The organism is Vulcanisaeta sp. EB80 (assembly GCF_002078205.2).
On record NZ_LCWN02000020.1, the window covers coordinates 16,922 to 32,738 of the forward strand.

Sequence of the window (15,817 nt, forward strand, 5' to 3'; positions counted from 1 at the left end):
TTTGGGGATTGTAATCGGCGATGTCCTCATTGATAAGTGTTGTTGGGGTTAGGGAGCACGATAAGTTTAAGGGTGTTTACTGGGTGTCCTTTGAGGATGGCACCGAGAGGTTGGCTACAATAAACCTCACGCCGGGTAAGAGGGTTTATGGTGAGCAGTTGGTTCAGTGGGAGGGTAGGGAGTATAGGGTTTGGAATCCGTATAGGTCGAAGCTTGCGGCTGCAATAATGAATGGGCTTAAGGTGATGCCGATAGGTGAGGGTTCGCACATACTATACCTAGGCGCCGCCAGTGGTACCACGGTAAGCCACGTAAGTGACATTGTTGGTAATAATGGTTTTATCTACGCAGTCGAGTTCTCGCCCAGGGTTTTTAGGGAATTCATGGAGAAGCTCATTGATCAGGGTAGGAGGAATGTGATACCAATATTGGCGGATGCGAGGTATCCAGAGCAGTATGTTCACATTGTTAAGGCTGTGGACGTTGCTTACATAGATATCGCACAACCATTCCAGGCGAAGATACTTGCCGATAACGCTGACGTCTATGTTAAGAAGCATGGGTATGCCATGTTGGTGATAAAGGCCATGAGCATTGACGTTACGAAGGAACCCAGCGAGACGTTTAAGAGGGAGATTGATGTACTTAAGGATAGGAGTTACGAGATCTTGGACATGGTTCACCTGGAACCATACGATACGGCTCATGCCATGGTTATTGCAAGGAAGACCTCATAAAGGGTTTTACAAAAAAGTTTTAAATAAAAATAATGCAATTAGTAGTAAAAATGAGTAACGAACTCATAGCGCACATGTTGAGTACGGCGGCGAGTAGGAGGGCTAAGGTTCTCCTTGTTGGTGATTCATCGTTATCTTACGATGTAATAATTAGGGTGCCTAACCGTGAGGATGGTGGTAAATTCATAATTAAGGTTAAGGAGGATGTTGAGAGGGTTAGCAAGGCTGTAATAACGGACTTGGTTATTTTATCTAAGGTGTCGAACTCAACACCATTAATAGTTGGTGTTAGGTATGGCGATGAGGGGATGATGGATGGAGTCGCGTACAAGGTACATGGTATATACGCGGTGGGCATTAGGACGTTCAAGAGGATCCTTGATGATAATATAAAGTTGGTTAAGGATAAGGGTATGGTTAGAGCCCGAATCAAGGGACAACTACTTAGGAGGTTGAGGGAGGATAGGGGGATGAGTCTCGGTGATTTAGCCAAGGCGTTGGGTGTTACTAGGAAAACGGTTTATGAGTACGAGAGAGGCTCTATGGAGGCTTCCGAGAGAACAGCACGTGCCTTGGTGGAGTTGTTTGGAGAGGATGTACTTGGAGAGGTAGACCTAAGGCCCAATGATGAGGAACTACTAAGCGACATTAAGGCTAGGGAGGACGCTGTTGATGAAAGTGTTAAGAACCTACTACCATCCTTCAAACTATATTCATTGGTGAAGGCCCACGCAAAAATAGCCGCCCACTCAATTAGTGAGTCCTACCTAGTCGAGGATAGGGATAGGGTTAATAATGAGGTCATAAACGTGGCCAAGGTCCTCGGTGTTGGCTTGGCTGTGATAGAACCCAGTAAGCAGGAGGTTGAGTTTTTGGAGTCGAGGGATTAGGATACGGAGATGGGCGAGTACCCTAAGGCGGAGGTTAGTGAGGGATTGGTGTCGATAATCGTGCCCGACCTATTGAAGTACCTAGTTGGTAATAGGCCTGAACCAGCCCACGCACCTGTTTTCTACAACCCGAGGATGGAGGTTAATAGGTCCTTATCAATATCGATATTGAACGGGTACTTATCGTATGTAGGTAGGGCTGGTATTACGGTGTGCGAACCATTATCAGGAACTGGTGTTAGGGCTGTTAGGTATGCTAAGGAGGTCTATGGTATATCCAGGGTTATAGCCAATGACATATCCGAGAGGGCTTATGAACTCATTAAACTTAATGCTGATAAGAATGGCTTAAATGACATAATTGTTGCGTATAGGGATGATGCAAACAACGTATTACTCAGGGTTGCTAGAGAAGGGGGCTGTGACGTTATTGATATAGACCCATTTGGTTCCCCACAGCCATTTATTGAGAATAGCCTCAGGGCTATTAAGGACCAGGGATTACTATGTGTTACAGCCACGGATGTTGGTGTCCTGTCAGGCAAGTATCCGCTTAAGTGCGTTAGGCGTTATGGTTCATTACCGCAAAGGTTTCCATTTAGGTTCGAGGTTGGGGTTAGGATCTTGATTTATGCGATAGCGCGCTATGCCCTGGCAATGGATTATGGGGTAAGGCCCCTGGTATCCTTCATGGATGGGCACTACTATAGGGTATGCGCGTTGGTGATTAAGGATAGGTCATACGCAGTTGAAACTTTAAAGGGCCTTGGTTACGCCTACTATAGACCAAGCCTTCTACGCAGGGGCTTGGTTCAGGGATTCCCAATACCCAACATGGCTAATCCCAACCTAGCCGGTCCCCTCTGGGTTGGTGATTTGTGGAATGCGGAGTTCATTAATGGGTACATGCTTAGGAATGTTAGGGATTATTTCAGTGAAAGAGCTAGGGAACTTGCGGGCATGCTCGGTGAGGAATCCCTATCGCCCAACATCCCATATGCACTAACCACCGAGGTTAGTAGAGACGTTGGTCGTGAACTACCCATAAATGACGTAATAAGTATCATAAGGCGCATTGGTTATCAGGCATATAGATCGCACTTCCACCCGAAGGGGTTCAGAACGGATGCTGACTTAATGAGGGTTAGGGATTTAGTCAAGCAGTTAAAGTAAATAAGGGAACCAAGACCCAAAGTTCTCGTGCTGGTTATAGTAATAACAGGCTTACCTGGGTCGGGTAAAACAATAGCCTCGGACATGGCCAGGGAGATGGGATTACCGGTTATTACAATGGGTGATGTCATTAGGGAAGAGGCTTCACGGGAGAATATCTCACCGTCAAAGGCCTCCATCGTGCTTAGGTTGAGGGGTGGCACGAGATTTGTCGCTGACAGAATATTGCAGAAGATACCCAGGTCCGATGTTGTAGTTATCGATGGTGCAAGGAGCATTAGGGAGATTGAGGCTATAGAGGATGCCCTATCCACAAAGGTTGTTTTGGTGTACATCGTTGCACCCTGGAGGCAAAGGTTCGAAAGATTGCTCAGTAGGGGTAGGTCTGATGACCCAAAGGTAATCGAGGACTTCCTAATGAGGGATCTTAGGGAGTTAAGGTATGGGCTTGGCGACCTGATAGCTAGGGCTGATTATATATTAGTTAATGACTCAAGCATCGAGGAATTTAAAGACAGAGTTAGAAAATTACTTAACAGCCTTCTGACGCTCAATAATGCTCCTTAACGCATTCAGTAACTCATCAATAGGCCTATTAACAACGGCTAATGGTATCCTCTCCCTCCTGGCAATCTCAATACCCAAATAATCAGGTCTCTCAACACCATGCATAACAACAACCGCAGGCCTAATACTCGTGAACGCGAGCATCGACTTTATGGCAATCATGGGCGATCTCCCATACCTAACATTGGCGAAGATAGCCGCCCTCTGGGTTGTTCCTCCATAGAGCTTTAAGTACTCATGCGCTGGCACGTCAAGGACAAGCTTTAGGCTATCAACCACGGTATATCCATGAACATCCACATAACCCTCAGGTGCCACAGCTAGGGTAGCACCGATGGCACTTATGAAATCCCCAATCTCTATGGGTTTGTCGAAATCCCTCATGTCGATGATAGCCTCCCAAAACCTCTCACCACCGGACTGCCTACTCAATATATAGAGTCTCTGGCCGCCCCTCTCCAGCTCGTAATCAATCAATGCCTTAACAACCCTCTTAATGAATTGGGAACCTGGTGACTTCCTACGCCCAGACTCATAGTCGCTAATTACGCTAGGCGATGTACCAAGCCTAGCCGCCAACTCTGCCTGGGACATCTCGAAGAATTCACGCCACCTCCTAATGCTCCTTCCAGGATTTTCCGAAAGCACTATATCACCTGCGATCCTAATCATTATGTCCGTGATAAAACCCTCATATTCAGTCATTAAGAATTAGCCGATGGTCTAGTATTTATGTATTAACTGATGATAAGACTAACACCGGTCGACTACCGTCGTAATAATCATAAATAGGTGTTTTACATCTATATTGTTTAATGTATAAATAATGATTGTATTCTCTTCCAAGGAAGAACTTATAAATGAATTCCTGGTCATTAAGTAACGTGTCTTCACAACAAGTATCCGCCAATACGCCAACCGCAGCGACAACCGTGGGAAATGTGACTATAACTAAACCACCCTTAAGCGCGCCCATAAGGCGAACATATACATTTAAGGTTAAGAGGTATGATCCGGAAAGAGGTAGTTATTATTGGAAGGAGTATAGCGTTGAGCTTACAAACCACGAGACTGTGCTCGATGGATTATTAAAAATAAAGTGGGGAGTGGATGCTACCTTATCCTTCAGGTATAGCTGTAGGATGGGTATATGCGGCTCCTGTGGCATGATAATAAATGGAACACCAAGACTTGCCTGCGAGACGAAACCCTACGATTTAGGCACTGACGTGATCACGATAGAACCACTCAGTAACTTCGAACCGATTAAGGATGTGGCTGCAGACTTCTCCGGGTTCTTCGGTAAGCATAGGTCTATTAAGCCATGGTTGATTAGGAAGGATGAGAAGGAGCAATTCGAAAAACTTGAGTCGTACTACCCACAAACTGAGGAGCAGCTTAATGAGTACCTCGAGTTTGCATACTGCATTAAATGTGGCCTCTGCTACTCCGCCTGCCCAATGGTATTCCTAAATAAGGATTACCTAGGCCCACAGGCTCTCGCCCAGGCATATAGGTGGAGCGCGGATAATAGGGATGAGGGTGCAATACTTAGGTTGAAGGTTGTGGATAGCGAGAACGGTGTTTGGTCATGCCACTACAGTGGGACATGCAGCAAGGTTTGTCCAAAGGACGTGGATCCAGCCCTGGCCATAAACCTATTAAAGCACTGGTTATTATATGGTAAACGCAAGAGGTGATTGGGGATGGCGAAGCAGGAAGTTAAGAGGGTGCCGCCAAAGTGGTCCCTGTGGCTTAAGGGCCTTGATGAATGGCTATTAATATTCCAGAAGGTAAGTGGGGCAATACTCATATTATACCTAATAGGTCACACACTTGTCATCTCAACAGCGCTCAATTTAGGTCATCCAACACCGTTAACATGGAATACAATAATAGGCATGGTTGAGGGGCCCGTGGTTTACGGTCATGTGCATGTCGGCACAATAATCGAGTACCTAATAGCCCTGCTCGCGGCTGTCCATGGTGCCAACGGCATTAGGCTAATACTAACGCAGTACTTCGGTATAGCCTTACCAAGGCCCGAGAGACATACATTTCCAAGGGCTGTACCATCGGTTAAGAAGGCTGGTCAGTCCTGGCTTAAGTACATTGCCGTAATAGTGGTGCTTATATTTCTAATACTAGCCACATTAGTGGCCTTTGTATGGTGATGGGTATGGTGAGCGCATCCACACTTAGAAAGATACAGTACCTCCTTGGTATTGTGTTGGTGGTGGTGCTTGGAATACACCTAGCCTTTAGATGGCCGAGTTATGAGGAGTCAATAACATACACAGCGGCAATAAGCCACATACAGGCCTGGGACTTCCTATATGCGGCGGTGCTGTACATACTGCTATATGCGGCATTGACGCACGGCCTAATTGGATTCAGAACGCTCCTGCTAGAATTATGGCATTGGAGGTATGCTAGAGTTACGGTAGACGTTGTCTTAATAATAATAGGTGTGGCTGTTGCGATTGTAGGTACTATCGCGTTAACAGGGACTATATTAGCCCTCATCCATTGAGAATTGCGGTGGCTCCCAATAATTTAGGATATCCTCAAAAATACCTGTGCCTATCCCATTTGCCTTATTAGTTATTGCCGCCATTGCTGCTATGGCTGTTATTAAAGTTAAAACATCCCTCCTGGTCAGGTAGCCCATGTTGCCGATCCTAAATGCCTTACCCTTAACATCATCCATGGCGTCAGATATGGAGACACCAAGCCTATAAATGGACTTCCTAAACCCCTCAGGGTTCGCTGTGGTTGGGTATTTGAAGGAAAGCACGGTAATTGATCTATGGTAATCGTTCCTAATGAAAGGTTCGAGACCAGCCTTACCCAATGCACTAACTATGGCCTTACCTCTCTCAATATGCCACCTAATCCAATTCTCAAGACCAACCTCCTTAATAATGCCCAGGGCCTCCCTAATTGCGAATAGGTAGTTGACGGAGGGCGTGAACGGTGTCTCGGATTTTTCAGCAAACTTCCTCATTAACTTAATGTCAAAGTAAATACTTGGATGGTTAATCTCCTCAGCCTTCCTATAAGCCTCCTTAGTTGCTACAGCTATGAAGGACATGACAGGCGGTGCGGCTAGACACTTTTGGCTACTTGATACCGCAACATCGATGCCCCAGGAATCAACCTCGAAATAATCACCACCAAGTGCTGATACGTTATCAACAAGTACCAGGGCGCCGTAGGACTTGACCCACCGGGCCACCTTGGGTAAATCCCTGAACGTTAATCCAGGGCTTGTGTCGTTGTAAACCGTTGCAAAGACATCGATTTGCTTAAGGCCCATTGACTCAACCCTAGCCTTCAAATCCTCATATGTGGGTGCCGAATCCCAACCATAGTTAATCTCAATAACCTCGGCACCAATCCTCCTAAGGTGATTGACGAGCCTCCTACTGAAGCTACCAAACACGGGCACCAATACCGTGTCCCGCGGCTTAACGAAGTTGAGAACCATGGTCTCCACAGCACCTGTGCCACTGGCCGTTAATGGGTAGACATCACCACTCGTCCGAAATACGTACTGAAGACCATCAACAACATCCCTATATAGCCTATGGAAGTGCGGTGATCTATGATCAACAACCCTCATTAATGCCCTCATAACCCTAGGTGGTATCTGTGAAGGTCCCGGTACCGCAAGTAAGGGGTCGGGTGCCAGGTCTAGGTTCACGGCATTATCGATTTATTGATTGTTTTAAAGTTTTATCGATTAGATATATAGTCTAAGTTTCAGGGGATATTGAGTATGTATATGGGTAGTAATACGTAAAAACAGTATTACCCATTACCGTGAAGCTCAACATTAATAAAGCACTACCGTGATCACATACTGTGCTGATAACGAAGTTGGCAATTAGGGGATTTTATGGAATGAACATTGGCTTTGACCTGGGCCCATTAACGCTAATCACAGGGTCACCTGGCTCTGGTAAGTCCATAATACTTGAGCTAATATGGAGGGTGTTTAGGGGATTGAGGAGTAAGGTTAACCTTGGTGACCTCTCTGGGGTTGGGGATTCCAGGATTGACTTAACGATAGCCCTAGATGATTGGGTTAAGAGGAGGCTTGGTGAGGTTGGTTTTACGGGTGATTCTGTTACAATAAGTGTTGGTATTGATGGTGATGCCTACGTGCAGGTGGTTAGGGTTGGTGATCGCGAGGTTTTGGTTAGTGAGTATAGGGGTGGCATTAGTAGGGTTAAGTACCCAATTGATGTTGAGGTACAGGACTCATCAGTGCTACTAAACCCTGATGGATTAACACCAAGGGAGCAAGCCCTACAACTTGTTGGTAGTGCCTCTGAGGATTATGAATCGGCATTAACGGTAATCAAGGCACTCAGGGATTACTTACTATCCATAGGAACCTACAGGGTTGGACCATACATAGACTTTAGGGGCGAGAGTCGTAACCTCAATGAGGTTGATAGGGACTACGTTGGTGAGCATGGTGAGTACGTGGTTGAGATCCTCTCCCAACTATTCACTGACCCAAGGAGGGATGCGGATGTGAGGTTCCTGAGGAAGTTACTGGGTGAGTTGGGGATTAGGAATTTTAGGGCTGGTTGGTATGGTGGCAGGCTCGTTCTATCCTACATAGACCGAAGAGGCATTGTTCATATTGGCGATGAGTTACCGTGCCACGTAAAGACAATACTGGCCCTAACGACGCAATTAATTATGGCTAAGAAACAGTCAGTAATACTGCTTGAAAATGCTGATTACTGCCTTGGCGAGGGTTTGGGACAGATCATTACCAAGTTGTTGAGCGGTTATGTAGATGGTAAACAAGTCATTATGGAAGTCAGGAGTAAGTGGTTGATTGACGAGTTAAAGATGCCCCACGTAGTTCTATACAGTATTGATTAAGCGACCCTGAGCCGTACTAGCATTGTATGTTCGCGGCCTTAACGAGATCCTTAAGAACCTCCCTAACCCTATTCCTATCAGGCTCACTCAATGAGTCCCAATTATCAATTATGTACCTGGCAAGGGATACAAAGTCATTAATCGCCGCCGTAGTCTTGTCAATACTTGGAAGCCCTAGAAACGCCTTACCACTCTCGGTAACTTCGTAATACTTCTTCGTACCCTCAACCCGAGCCACCCTAATTAGGCCATCAGTCTCGAGCTCCTCGAGAGCTGGGTAGACGGAACCTGGGCTCGGTCTCCAAAAACCCATAGATAGCCTCTCGATCTCATCAATAATCTGGGCACCCGTCATTGGACCTCTACTATTCAATAGGTAAAGTATTAGGTACTTCAAACCCCTCCTCTTTATGAACCAGTGGGGTGGTGGTCCGTGCACCGATTATCGAAATCAACAACAGAGAGGGATTTATTTAACTTACTATTGAAAATAATCATTTTGCCTAGGCATGGCAATTAATAGGGGCCATGGAGGTTTCGGGTGGAGGTATGGACTACTTGACTTAAGTTCCAATACGAACCCACTGGGTGCCCCTAAGGAGCTTCTTGATTTAATAAGGGAGACTGTGAATCAGGAGCATTTCACACATTACCCAACAGAGTTGGGTGATGAGTTAAGGGAGGCCTTGGCTAGGTACGAGGGTGTCGATGCCGGCATTACTTACGTATTCAATGGCGCCAGCGAAGCCCTACAGCTACTCATGATGTATCTAAAGCCACGACGTGTCATCATACCAATACCCAATTATAGCGATTATAAACGCATTGCTGAGTTCGTGGGTGCAAGTACGGAGTATATCGAATATTGGGGTTCCCAAGATCTAATTAATGCCATAACTAATAAACCAGGACTTAATGCCCTTATCATACTATCGAACCCAAACTCACCAATGGGCTACCTAATTAGCCGTGATGAGCTATTGGCATTAATTGATGAGTTAAGTAGGCATGGTACCTATCTCGTGGTTGATGAGTCCTTCATGGATTTCGTAGAGAATAATCAATCATTAATCAAGGATTGCGTTGGGTATGAAAACCTCATAATCATTAAATCATACACGAAGTTCCTAGCCATACCTGGGTTGAGGATTGGTGCTGTATATACAAGGATTGATATAGAGGATTTAGTGCCCACATGGCCTGTGAACTCAATAGCTGAGTATGCCGTGTCGCGATACATGAGGCATGCACGCGATTTTAGGGATATGACGATCAATTTCGTTAGAGAGGAGAGGACTAGGGTCCTTAGGGCGTTGGAATCGCTTGGTATTCATCATTATAATACGATGACGCATTATTTCGTTATTAGGGATGAGGCATGGCTTGGTGATGAATTGAGGAGGCGTAACATACTAATTAGGGACTTATCCAATATACCGCCCCTAACGAAGGGTTATTTCAGGATTAGCCTTAGGAGTAGGGAGATCAATGATGAGTTCATTAGGGCCCTATCAGAGATAAAACAAATTAAGTAAGTAAATGCAGGCTTTTTAATGGGTAGTGGGGGTTTGAGGAGTGGGCTTCCTGAGCTCGTATCAAAACTCATCCAAATACCCAGTGTTAATCCTCCTGGCTTTACGGTAAATGTGGCGGGTTTCATTAAAGATTGGCTTAGTACGCATGGCCTTTCAAGCAGTATTTACGAGTACTCCAAGGATAAGCCTAACGTAATTGCTAAAGTCGGCAAGGGTAAACCCGTGCTTATACTCAATGGTCACATGGATGTCGTACCACCCGGCGATGAGTCTAGGTGGACTTACCCACCATTCTCCGGCAAAATCGTCGAGGGTAGGGTCTTTGGTAGGGGTTCTACGGATATGAAGGGTGGTTTAGCCGTGATAATGGTTGTATTTGCTGAATTGGCACCTATAATTGAGGAAGCCGGCGCTGGGACGCTTATTTTCTCGGCGACAGCTGATGAGGAGGTTGGTGGTCACACAGGTGTTGAGGCACTGGTTAAGGATGGTGTTTTGGTTGGTGATGCTGCCATAATAACCGAGCCCTCAGGCTCGACCAGGTACTACGTTGGTGAGAAGGGGCTTTGCCAGGTTAGGATTGTGGCTAGGGGTAAACCTGCCCACGGCAGCTTACCAATACTTGGGGATAACGCAATAATGAGGCTCATGAAGGCGATTGAGAGGGCTCAGGAGGTAATTGATGGGTTCAATAAATCCATAAGCATACCCAGTGAGCTTATTGACGCTATAAGGAACTCAGCAGAGGCTTATCTAGAGGCTGTGGGTGCCTCTGGTGCCAAGTTGTCGCTCAGCGATTTCGAGAAGGTCGTCGGTACAATATCTTTCAACCCAGGTGTCATTAGGGGTGGTTCAAAGGTAAACATGGTCCCTGACTACGCAGAGCTAGAACTTGACATGAGGATACCGCCAGGTGTTTCTCCAAGCCAAGTAATCGATAAATTGAGGAGTGGGCTAAATGGATTAGCCGATGTGGAGGTTATGGACGTGAGTGATCCAAACTATACAAGCCCCAGTGAGAGAATAGCCCAATTAGTGCATGAGGGTATTGAGAGGGTTCTTAAGATAGTGCCAAAGCCGATAATAGTCACGGGGGCAACGGATGGTAGGTACCTAAGGGCTAGGGGAATACCAACGATAGTCTATGGGCCTGGGGAGTTGGCACTTGCCCATGCATACGATGAGTACGTAACAATCGAGGACTTGTTTAGGGTTCACGATGTGCTGACCTACGTAATTAGGAGGTTCTTCAACCTTGGTGGTTAAGGCGCAATTGTTATTTTTGTCCTCAAAATACCCCCGACTATGCCAACAAAATTCCTCTACTGGTGGGACTCGTACAAGAGGGAGTTCGACGCAGTCGTGACTAGGGTCGAGGGTAATAGGGTTTGGCTTGATCAAACCCTATTCCACCCAAGGAGCGGTGGTGTTGCAAACGATACAGGGAAATTGATTTGGCAGGGTGAGGAGTATGTGGTTAGGGAGGTTGTTAAGGAGGGTGAGGATGCGGTGCACGTACTTGATAGGGAGCCTAGGTTTAGGGTTGGGGACTCCGTGCATGGCATGATTGATTGGGATAGGAGGTATAGGTTAATGAGACTCCATACCGCAACCCACATAATAGCGGCCCTAGCTTATAAGAGGTATAACGCAATGGTCACGGGCGGAGACATAACACCAGAGTATGCGAGGGACGACTACAACCTAAACCTAAGCGGCGATGCACTTAGGAAGGCTTTCCAGGACCTAATAAACGAGGCAAATGAGGTGGTGAAAAGGGGCTTACCAGTCAAGATCTACTTCCTAAAGAGGGAGGAGGCGCTGAAGATACCCGGCATAGTGAAACTAGCCGAGAGGGAGCCACCACCAGGTGATGAGTGGAGGATAGTGGAGATAGAGGGGATAGATGTGCAGGCCGATGGAGGACCACACGTGGCAAACACCAGGGAGATAGGGGAGGTGGTTTTCATGAAGAGCGAGAGCAGGGGCAAGGACAAGAAGAGAGTGTACTACACGGTCAAGCCGTGACGAAAGATGAAAAGCAACACCCTAGGGGTAACGAAACTCTCGATGAAACCGGCAACGATTATAAGCACAACACCAAGAAACAACGACCTCAGGAAAGCCCCACCACGGGCAAAGCCCCTACCAGCAACAGCCACCTCGGCAAAACCAAGCAACTCAAAGACGCCGTGAGGTAGGACACCCATTAACGCAATCAACGGAGGCACGTAGGATATCAAGAGACCATCGTAAAGGAGGGCTAGGGCAACCACTAAATCCTGAATAAACACATAACGCCCAAGCAGGAAAACCACCAAAGCAACAACAAAATTCCTACTTAATATCACGATTAAGAGCAGCATTGCCGAATTCGTGACTACCGGATTAATCACAATAGCCGTTGACCCAAGACCCATTAAGTAATGACCAACCAAATAACCAACGGAGAGGCCCAGTACCTCAATACCGAGGACCTCAATCAACGCACGTACCATAGGGACTCAAACCAATGCAGCGCTATGGGTACAGTCACGTGCATTATGAGCAATAACACGAGGTTCACAGCGAGGTAAATAACCATTGTGCTTAGGACGGTAAATAATGATGGCTTGAGTTTACCGACATAGTGCCTAATAATGACGAGAGTAATCACGAAAGCCGCAATAACGGCAGTCCACCACAACGAAGCAAGTAACAGGGAGGCGGCGGACGCAGCCAGGTAAATGCTGGAGAGGAGGAGTGAGGCGTTTGTTAACCCATCCTCAGTTAGGGAGCCGGCTAGGAAGTACCTAACGAGGGGCTTGAACACGAGACCGAATAAGTAAACAAGGACTAAACCACCAACGAATGAACCCACGTAGAATAACGTCAAAATAAGCGTGAGGAACCTACCAATAAGCGGTAAAAACGAGGATATACGAAGTAGGAGATAGAAGTCGACGACTGCGGCGTTGAACAAAGCAGCAAGCAACGGGAACTCCCAGGAAGCATGCGGGGCAAGAGCATCGCCGAACCTCAGCACGAGGTCACGCTTACCTGGGTGTGTCAACCTACTATTCAGCGGTGCTTTCCTTGGATCATTAACACCATAGAATCGCCTCAAAACCTCACGTAACTGATTCACGGATTCCTCCCCATACATCCTATACCAAGCTAAATCAGCGTGAGTCTCGCATACACGTATGATTATGAAGGGGAGAGCCATAAAGAATGGCGCGAGGAGGATTGATAGGTAAAAAGCCGGGCCATGCAAGTAAGCAACTACGATGTAATCGGATAACATTAGTAAAAACGCCAGCGTGAGGATGATGGTGTGCCTACTCCTCGCATGGCCAAGTTCATGAGCCAAAATACCCCTGCCAATTAAGTCAAGCTCACCGGTTGGTGTGAACACGAAGGCATAACCCCTCAACAAACTACCAAAACCAAAACCAGCGTACCTGTTACCAGTGAATACGAAAGCCCTAACCCCACCCTCATCACTCACCAACTCACCCCTCCTAAGGAGCTCATCAATCGACACCCTATCCCTCCTAAGGAAATACTTATCAATGCGCGGCATCGCTAAATCAACCACCACAAAACCAAGCAGGGTACTCACAACAAGTACGCCAAGTGATGTTAAGAAAGCAATTAGGTAGGAAAGTAACGGAGCAAAACCCATACCAACCACGCGAGCCAACAGGCTCGTAACCACGAAGAAAAGTGAGACTGCGACTACAAACAATACCACGGACACGTAGGAAATCAGGAATAAGGTTGGTGTAAGAGCATCAACACCGATTACTCTTGAGCGATGCTCAAGAGCATATAAAATACGAATTATTATGTATAAACTAAATCCTATTATGAATGATAAATTAAGCGTGTAACCATTTACTATGTTAGCAAACGCGAGAGCCAACATGACAATCAATGCTACAGCAATGATTATCATAACTATGATTAAAGCACGCTCAAAAGGCGTGTACGATTTTAAATTCATACTAGCTAGCCACTTAATACCGCTTTAATTTACAATAGGCTCCAATCTCCAAAAGCTCCCAATACAGCTCCGTATATATCATGGTGCATAGCATCGTATAAGTCCAATCCCCAGAAAGTCGCTATTATAACATAATCAATATATATTGTAACAGGGATGCCAGCGCCACACGACCCTGCATCTATCGCCGCATCTATTAGAGCCATCGCTATCATTGGTATTATTGGGAAGGTTGCCATTAGTGTTATTGCAACGAGCGCTACCGCCGCCATTTTTATCTCCCTACTAACCACCCTAGCTGGCTTGCTCATTAGGTCTTTGGATTATTATTATTATTATTATTTAAAGTTTTTTAATTATTTTAAATGATTGATAATGAGGAATTGTTTATAAGGCTGTTTATTACGTAAACCGTGATGGACACTAGGACTGTGCTTAGGGTCAGTGGTTTTGTTGGTTTTATTATTTTAGCCGTAACCACCTACTTCATAACTACATACTTCGTGTTGCCTAGGGTAATGCCTATCGTGATTCACGAAGTCGAGAGCAGCCTTGAGAGTGAGGGTGTTACCGTGACACCATCGATGCTTTCAAGTATCGAGTCAACAATGTCGTTCGCGATCATTGTTGGCTCGACTGTTGGTTTGTTTGTTGGTTGGTTAATCATGTCTGCTGTTATGATGGGGCTGCTCAGGGTGTTTAGGGTGGGTGCTAGGTTTCTCGATACGTGGTTGATAAGTGGTAATTACTTCTACATAGGCGTTATTTTTAGTGCCATCACAGCCCTGACCCCATTATTGAACTACGAGGTTAATGCCATAGCCGCACATAAAAGTGTTCTCCTTATGCCACCACTCCTGGGCCTAAACATAGCCTCAGCAATCATAGGCTCACTACTCCTCGCCTACCTGTTCTCGAGGGTCTATAACGCGGGTTTCGTAAAGACCTTTGTGCCTATCCTCATATCCCTCCTCATATTCATCGTGATTTCCGTAGTCATTTAGTTTTTTAAATTAAATTTGTATTTATTATTGCAATGAGTTCTATTGATTGGGATAGGCTTGAGGAGGTTGTGGAGAGAGCTGTGCGTAGGGCTAGGTCTGAGGAGCTTAAGGAAATGGCTGAGGCCGTTAAGGCCCTAGCGGAGTACATGAGGACCGGGTTCCAGGAGATCCTAAAGAGATTGGATGAGCACGATAAGAGACTAAGCGAAATAACGGAGATACTAAGGAGACACGAGGAAATACTAAAGAGGCATGAGGAAATATTGAGTGGCCATGGAAAAACTCTTAATGAGTTGGTTAAGGCCGTTGGTGAATTAAAGGTAGCCATGGGTTCGCTGGGCAGGAGGTGGGGTGTTGACCTTGAGAAGACTATCCTCAAGATTTACAAGGATGCGCTTGAGAGTAGGGGTATTGAGCCTGGTAAGGTTGAGAAGTTCATCTACACGGATGTTGATGGGAAGTATTATAGGCAGGGGGCTAGGTTGGAGATTGATGTTTATATCCACGATGACAAGGTTTACCTAATTGAGGTTAAGTCCCACGCTGAGCTTGATGATGTGGAGTGGCTATTCGATAAGGCAGCAATTGTGGGTAAAATACTGGGTAGGAAAATTGAGAGGGTGATGCTGGTCGCGGTCAATGTGGATAAGGAGGCGTTTGAAAGGGCTAATCAATTGGGTATAGATGTGATATACGGCTCAATAATTGAGTGAGCACCTAATTAGGTGCCCCTTACTTATGCCCTAGGGATGCGGTATTCACACGCTCATTAATTCCTGGATTAATTTACCAATGTCCTCTTCCGCCTGTGGTACTTCGTATGTCCTGAGTATTTTCCCGTCACTTATCCTCGAAACCCTGTGGCAATTCTTAATTAGTTCTAGGTTGTGTGTCACCATGACGATCGTCATACCCAACTCACTATTCAACTTCCTGAATATGTCCATTATAATCACGGCATTTCTTGTATCTAGATTTCCCGTGGGTTCATCCGCGAGTAGAAGCCTTGGTCTGGCCA

Annotated in this window: 19 protein-coding genes and 1 pseudogene; 13 read left to right on the plus strand and 7 right to left on the minus strand. The window is 46.1% G+C overall.

Annotated elements, in window-relative coordinates:
* The first annotated feature begins 20 nt into the window (after positions 1-20).
* From B7L70_RS05215 to B7L70_RS05230, 4 genes are read left to right on the plus strand one after another with little or no spacing between them, the layout of a single operon-like run.
* Positions 21-737 carry a fibrillarin-like rRNA/tRNA 2'-O-methyltransferase gene (locus B7L70_RS05215; protein WP_081226833.1) on the plus strand — a complete coding sequence of 239 codons (717 nt, stop codon included), beginning with the start codon at positions 21-23 and terminating at the stop codon, positions 735-737.
* Between the two features lie 50 nt (positions 738-787).
* Complete coding sequence (locus B7L70_RS05220; RefSeq protein WP_081226834.1) at positions 788-1,627, plus strand: helix-turn-helix domain-containing protein; 840 nt, start codon at positions 788-790, stop codon at positions 1,625-1,627.
* A gap of 9 nt (positions 1,628-1,636) precedes the next feature.
* Complete coding sequence (locus B7L70_RS05225) at positions 1,637-2,800, plus strand: tRNA (guanine(26)-N(2))-dimethyltransferase (protein ID WP_081226835.1); 1,164 nt, start codon at positions 1,637-1,639, stop codon at positions 2,798-2,800.
* Positions 2,801-2,827: 27 nt separating this feature from the next.
* The gene (locus tag B7L70_RS05230) at positions 2,828-3,367 is read left to right on the plus strand and encodes an AAA family ATPase (RefSeq protein WP_081226836.1); all 540 of its coding nucleotides are present in this window, start codon (positions 2,828-2,830) and stop codon (positions 3,365-3,367) included.
* On the opposite strand, the gene B7L70_RS05235 is transcribed toward B7L70_RS05230, so the two are convergent.
* Positions 3,329-4,072 (minus strand): helix-turn-helix domain-containing protein, encoded by a 744-nt coding sequence (locus tag B7L70_RS05235; RefSeq protein ID WP_081226837.1) that lies wholly within the window; start codon positions 4,070-4,072, stop codon positions 3,329-3,331. The genes B7L70_RS05230 and B7L70_RS05235 overlap by 39 nt on opposite strands.
* 179 nt (positions 4,073-4,251) lie before the next feature.
* On the opposite strand from B7L70_RS05235, the gene B7L70_RS05240 reads away from it, so the two are divergent.
* The 3 genes from B7L70_RS05240 to B7L70_RS05250 are packed head-to-tail and all read left to right on the plus strand — an operon-like array spanning position 4,252 to position 5,900.
* Positions 4,252-5,067, plus strand: a complete 816-nt coding sequence (locus B7L70_RS05240; RefSeq protein WP_369907335.1) for a succinate dehydrogenase iron-sulfur subunit — start codon at positions 4,252-4,254, stop codon at positions 5,065-5,067.
* A 6-nt stretch (positions 5,068-5,073) separates the two neighbouring features.
* The gene (locus B7L70_RS05245) at positions 5,074-5,541 is read left to right on the plus strand and encodes a succinate dehydrogenase (RefSeq protein WP_081226839.1); all 468 of its coding nucleotides are present in this window, start codon (positions 5,074-5,076) and stop codon (positions 5,539-5,541) included.
* Positions 5,542-5,546: 5 nt separating this feature from the next.
* Entirely contained in the window at positions 5,547-5,900 is a 354-nt protein-coding gene (locus B7L70_RS05250; RefSeq protein WP_238376115.1) for a hypothetical protein, read from the plus strand.
* Here B7L70_RS05250 and B7L70_RS05255 read toward each other — a convergent pair.
* Complete coding sequence (locus B7L70_RS05255; RefSeq protein ID WP_081226841.1) at positions 5,883-7,073, minus strand: alanine--glyoxylate aminotransferase family protein; 1,191 nt, start codon at positions 7,071-7,073, stop codon at positions 5,883-5,885. The two genes, B7L70_RS05250 and B7L70_RS05255, sit on opposite strands and share 18 nt — an antisense overlap.
* A 161-nt stretch (positions 7,074-7,234) precedes the next feature.
* Here B7L70_RS05255 and B7L70_RS05260 point away from each other — a divergent pair, with 161 nt between their 5' ends.
* Positions 7,235-8,272 carry an ATP-binding protein gene (locus B7L70_RS05260; protein ID WP_081226842.1) on the plus strand — a complete coding sequence of 346 codons (1,038 nt, stop codon included), beginning with the start codon at positions 7,235-7,237 and terminating at the stop codon, positions 8,270-8,272.
* A 16-nt stretch (positions 8,273-8,288) separates the two neighbouring features.
* Here B7L70_RS05260 and B7L70_RS05265 read toward each other — a convergent pair whose 3' ends face one another.
* Complete coding sequence (locus B7L70_RS05265; RefSeq protein ID WP_081226843.1) at positions 8,289-8,711, minus strand: PadR family transcriptional regulator; 423 nt, start codon at positions 8,709-8,711, stop codon at positions 8,289-8,291.
* Positions 8,712-8,781: 70 nt separating this feature from the next.
* Here B7L70_RS05265 and B7L70_RS05270 point away from each other — a divergent pair, with 70 nt between their 5' ends.
* Genes B7L70_RS05270 through alaXM form a run of 3 tightly spaced genes read left to right on the plus strand, consistent with a single transcriptional unit; the run spans position 8,782 to position 11,835 of the window.
* Positions 8,782-9,807 (plus strand): histidinol-phosphate transaminase, encoded by a 1,026-nt coding sequence (locus B7L70_RS05270; RefSeq protein WP_081226844.1) that lies wholly within the window; start codon positions 8,782-8,784, stop codon positions 9,805-9,807.
* A gap of 18 nt (positions 9,808-9,825) precedes the next feature.
* Positions 9,826-11,073: a M20 family metallopeptidase gene (locus tag B7L70_RS05275; protein WP_081226845.1), complete on the plus strand. Its 1,248-nt coding sequence runs from the start codon at positions 9,826-9,828 to the stop codon at positions 11,071-11,073.
* Between the two features lie 39 nt (positions 11,074-11,112).
* Positions 11,113-11,835: an alanyl-tRNA editing protein AlaXM gene (gene alaXM / locus B7L70_RS05280; RefSeq protein WP_081226846.1), complete on the plus strand. Its 723-nt coding sequence runs from the start codon at positions 11,113-11,115 to the stop codon at positions 11,833-11,835.
* Here the strand turns inward: alaXM and B7L70_RS05285 are convergent.
* The 3 genes from B7L70_RS05285 to B7L70_RS05295 are packed head-to-tail and all read right to left on the minus strand — an operon-like array spanning position 11,817 to position 14,106.
* Positions 11,817-12,305, minus strand: coding sequence for a stage II sporulation protein M (locus B7L70_RS05285; RefSeq protein ID WP_081226847.1), 489 nt, complete (start codon positions 12,303-12,305; stop codon positions 11,817-11,819). The genes alaXM and B7L70_RS05285 overlap by 19 nt on opposite strands.
* Complete coding sequence (locus B7L70_RS05290; RefSeq protein WP_143701546.1) at positions 12,290-13,795, minus strand: M48 family metalloprotease; 1,506 nt, start codon at positions 13,793-13,795, stop codon at positions 12,290-12,292. Before B7L70_RS05290 ends, B7L70_RS05285 begins: the two co-directional genes overlap by 16 nt.
* Before the next feature lie 29 nt (positions 13,796-13,824).
* Positions 13,825-14,106, minus strand: a complete 282-nt coding sequence (locus B7L70_RS05295; protein WP_081226849.1) for a hypothetical protein — start codon at positions 14,104-14,106, stop codon at positions 13,825-13,827.
* Between the two features lie 105 nt (positions 14,107-14,211).
* Here B7L70_RS05295 and B7L70_RS05300 point away from each other — a divergent pair, with 105 nt between their 5' ends.
* Complete coding sequence (locus B7L70_RS05300; RefSeq protein ID WP_081226850.1) at positions 14,212-14,799, plus strand: hypothetical protein; 588 nt, start codon at positions 14,212-14,214, stop codon at positions 14,797-14,799.
* A gap of 32 nt (positions 14,800-14,831) precedes the next feature.
* Positions 14,832-15,512, plus strand: a complete 681-nt coding sequence (locus B7L70_RS05305) for a PD-(D/E)XK nuclease family protein (RefSeq protein ID WP_081226851.1) — start codon at positions 14,832-14,834, stop codon at positions 15,510-15,512.
* A 45-nt stretch (positions 15,513-15,557) separates the two neighbouring features.
* Here the strand turns inward: B7L70_RS05305 and B7L70_RS05310 are convergent.
* A pseudogene (locus B7L70_RS05310) lies at positions 15,558-15,817 on the minus strand (ABC transporter ATP-binding protein); the annotation flags it as partial.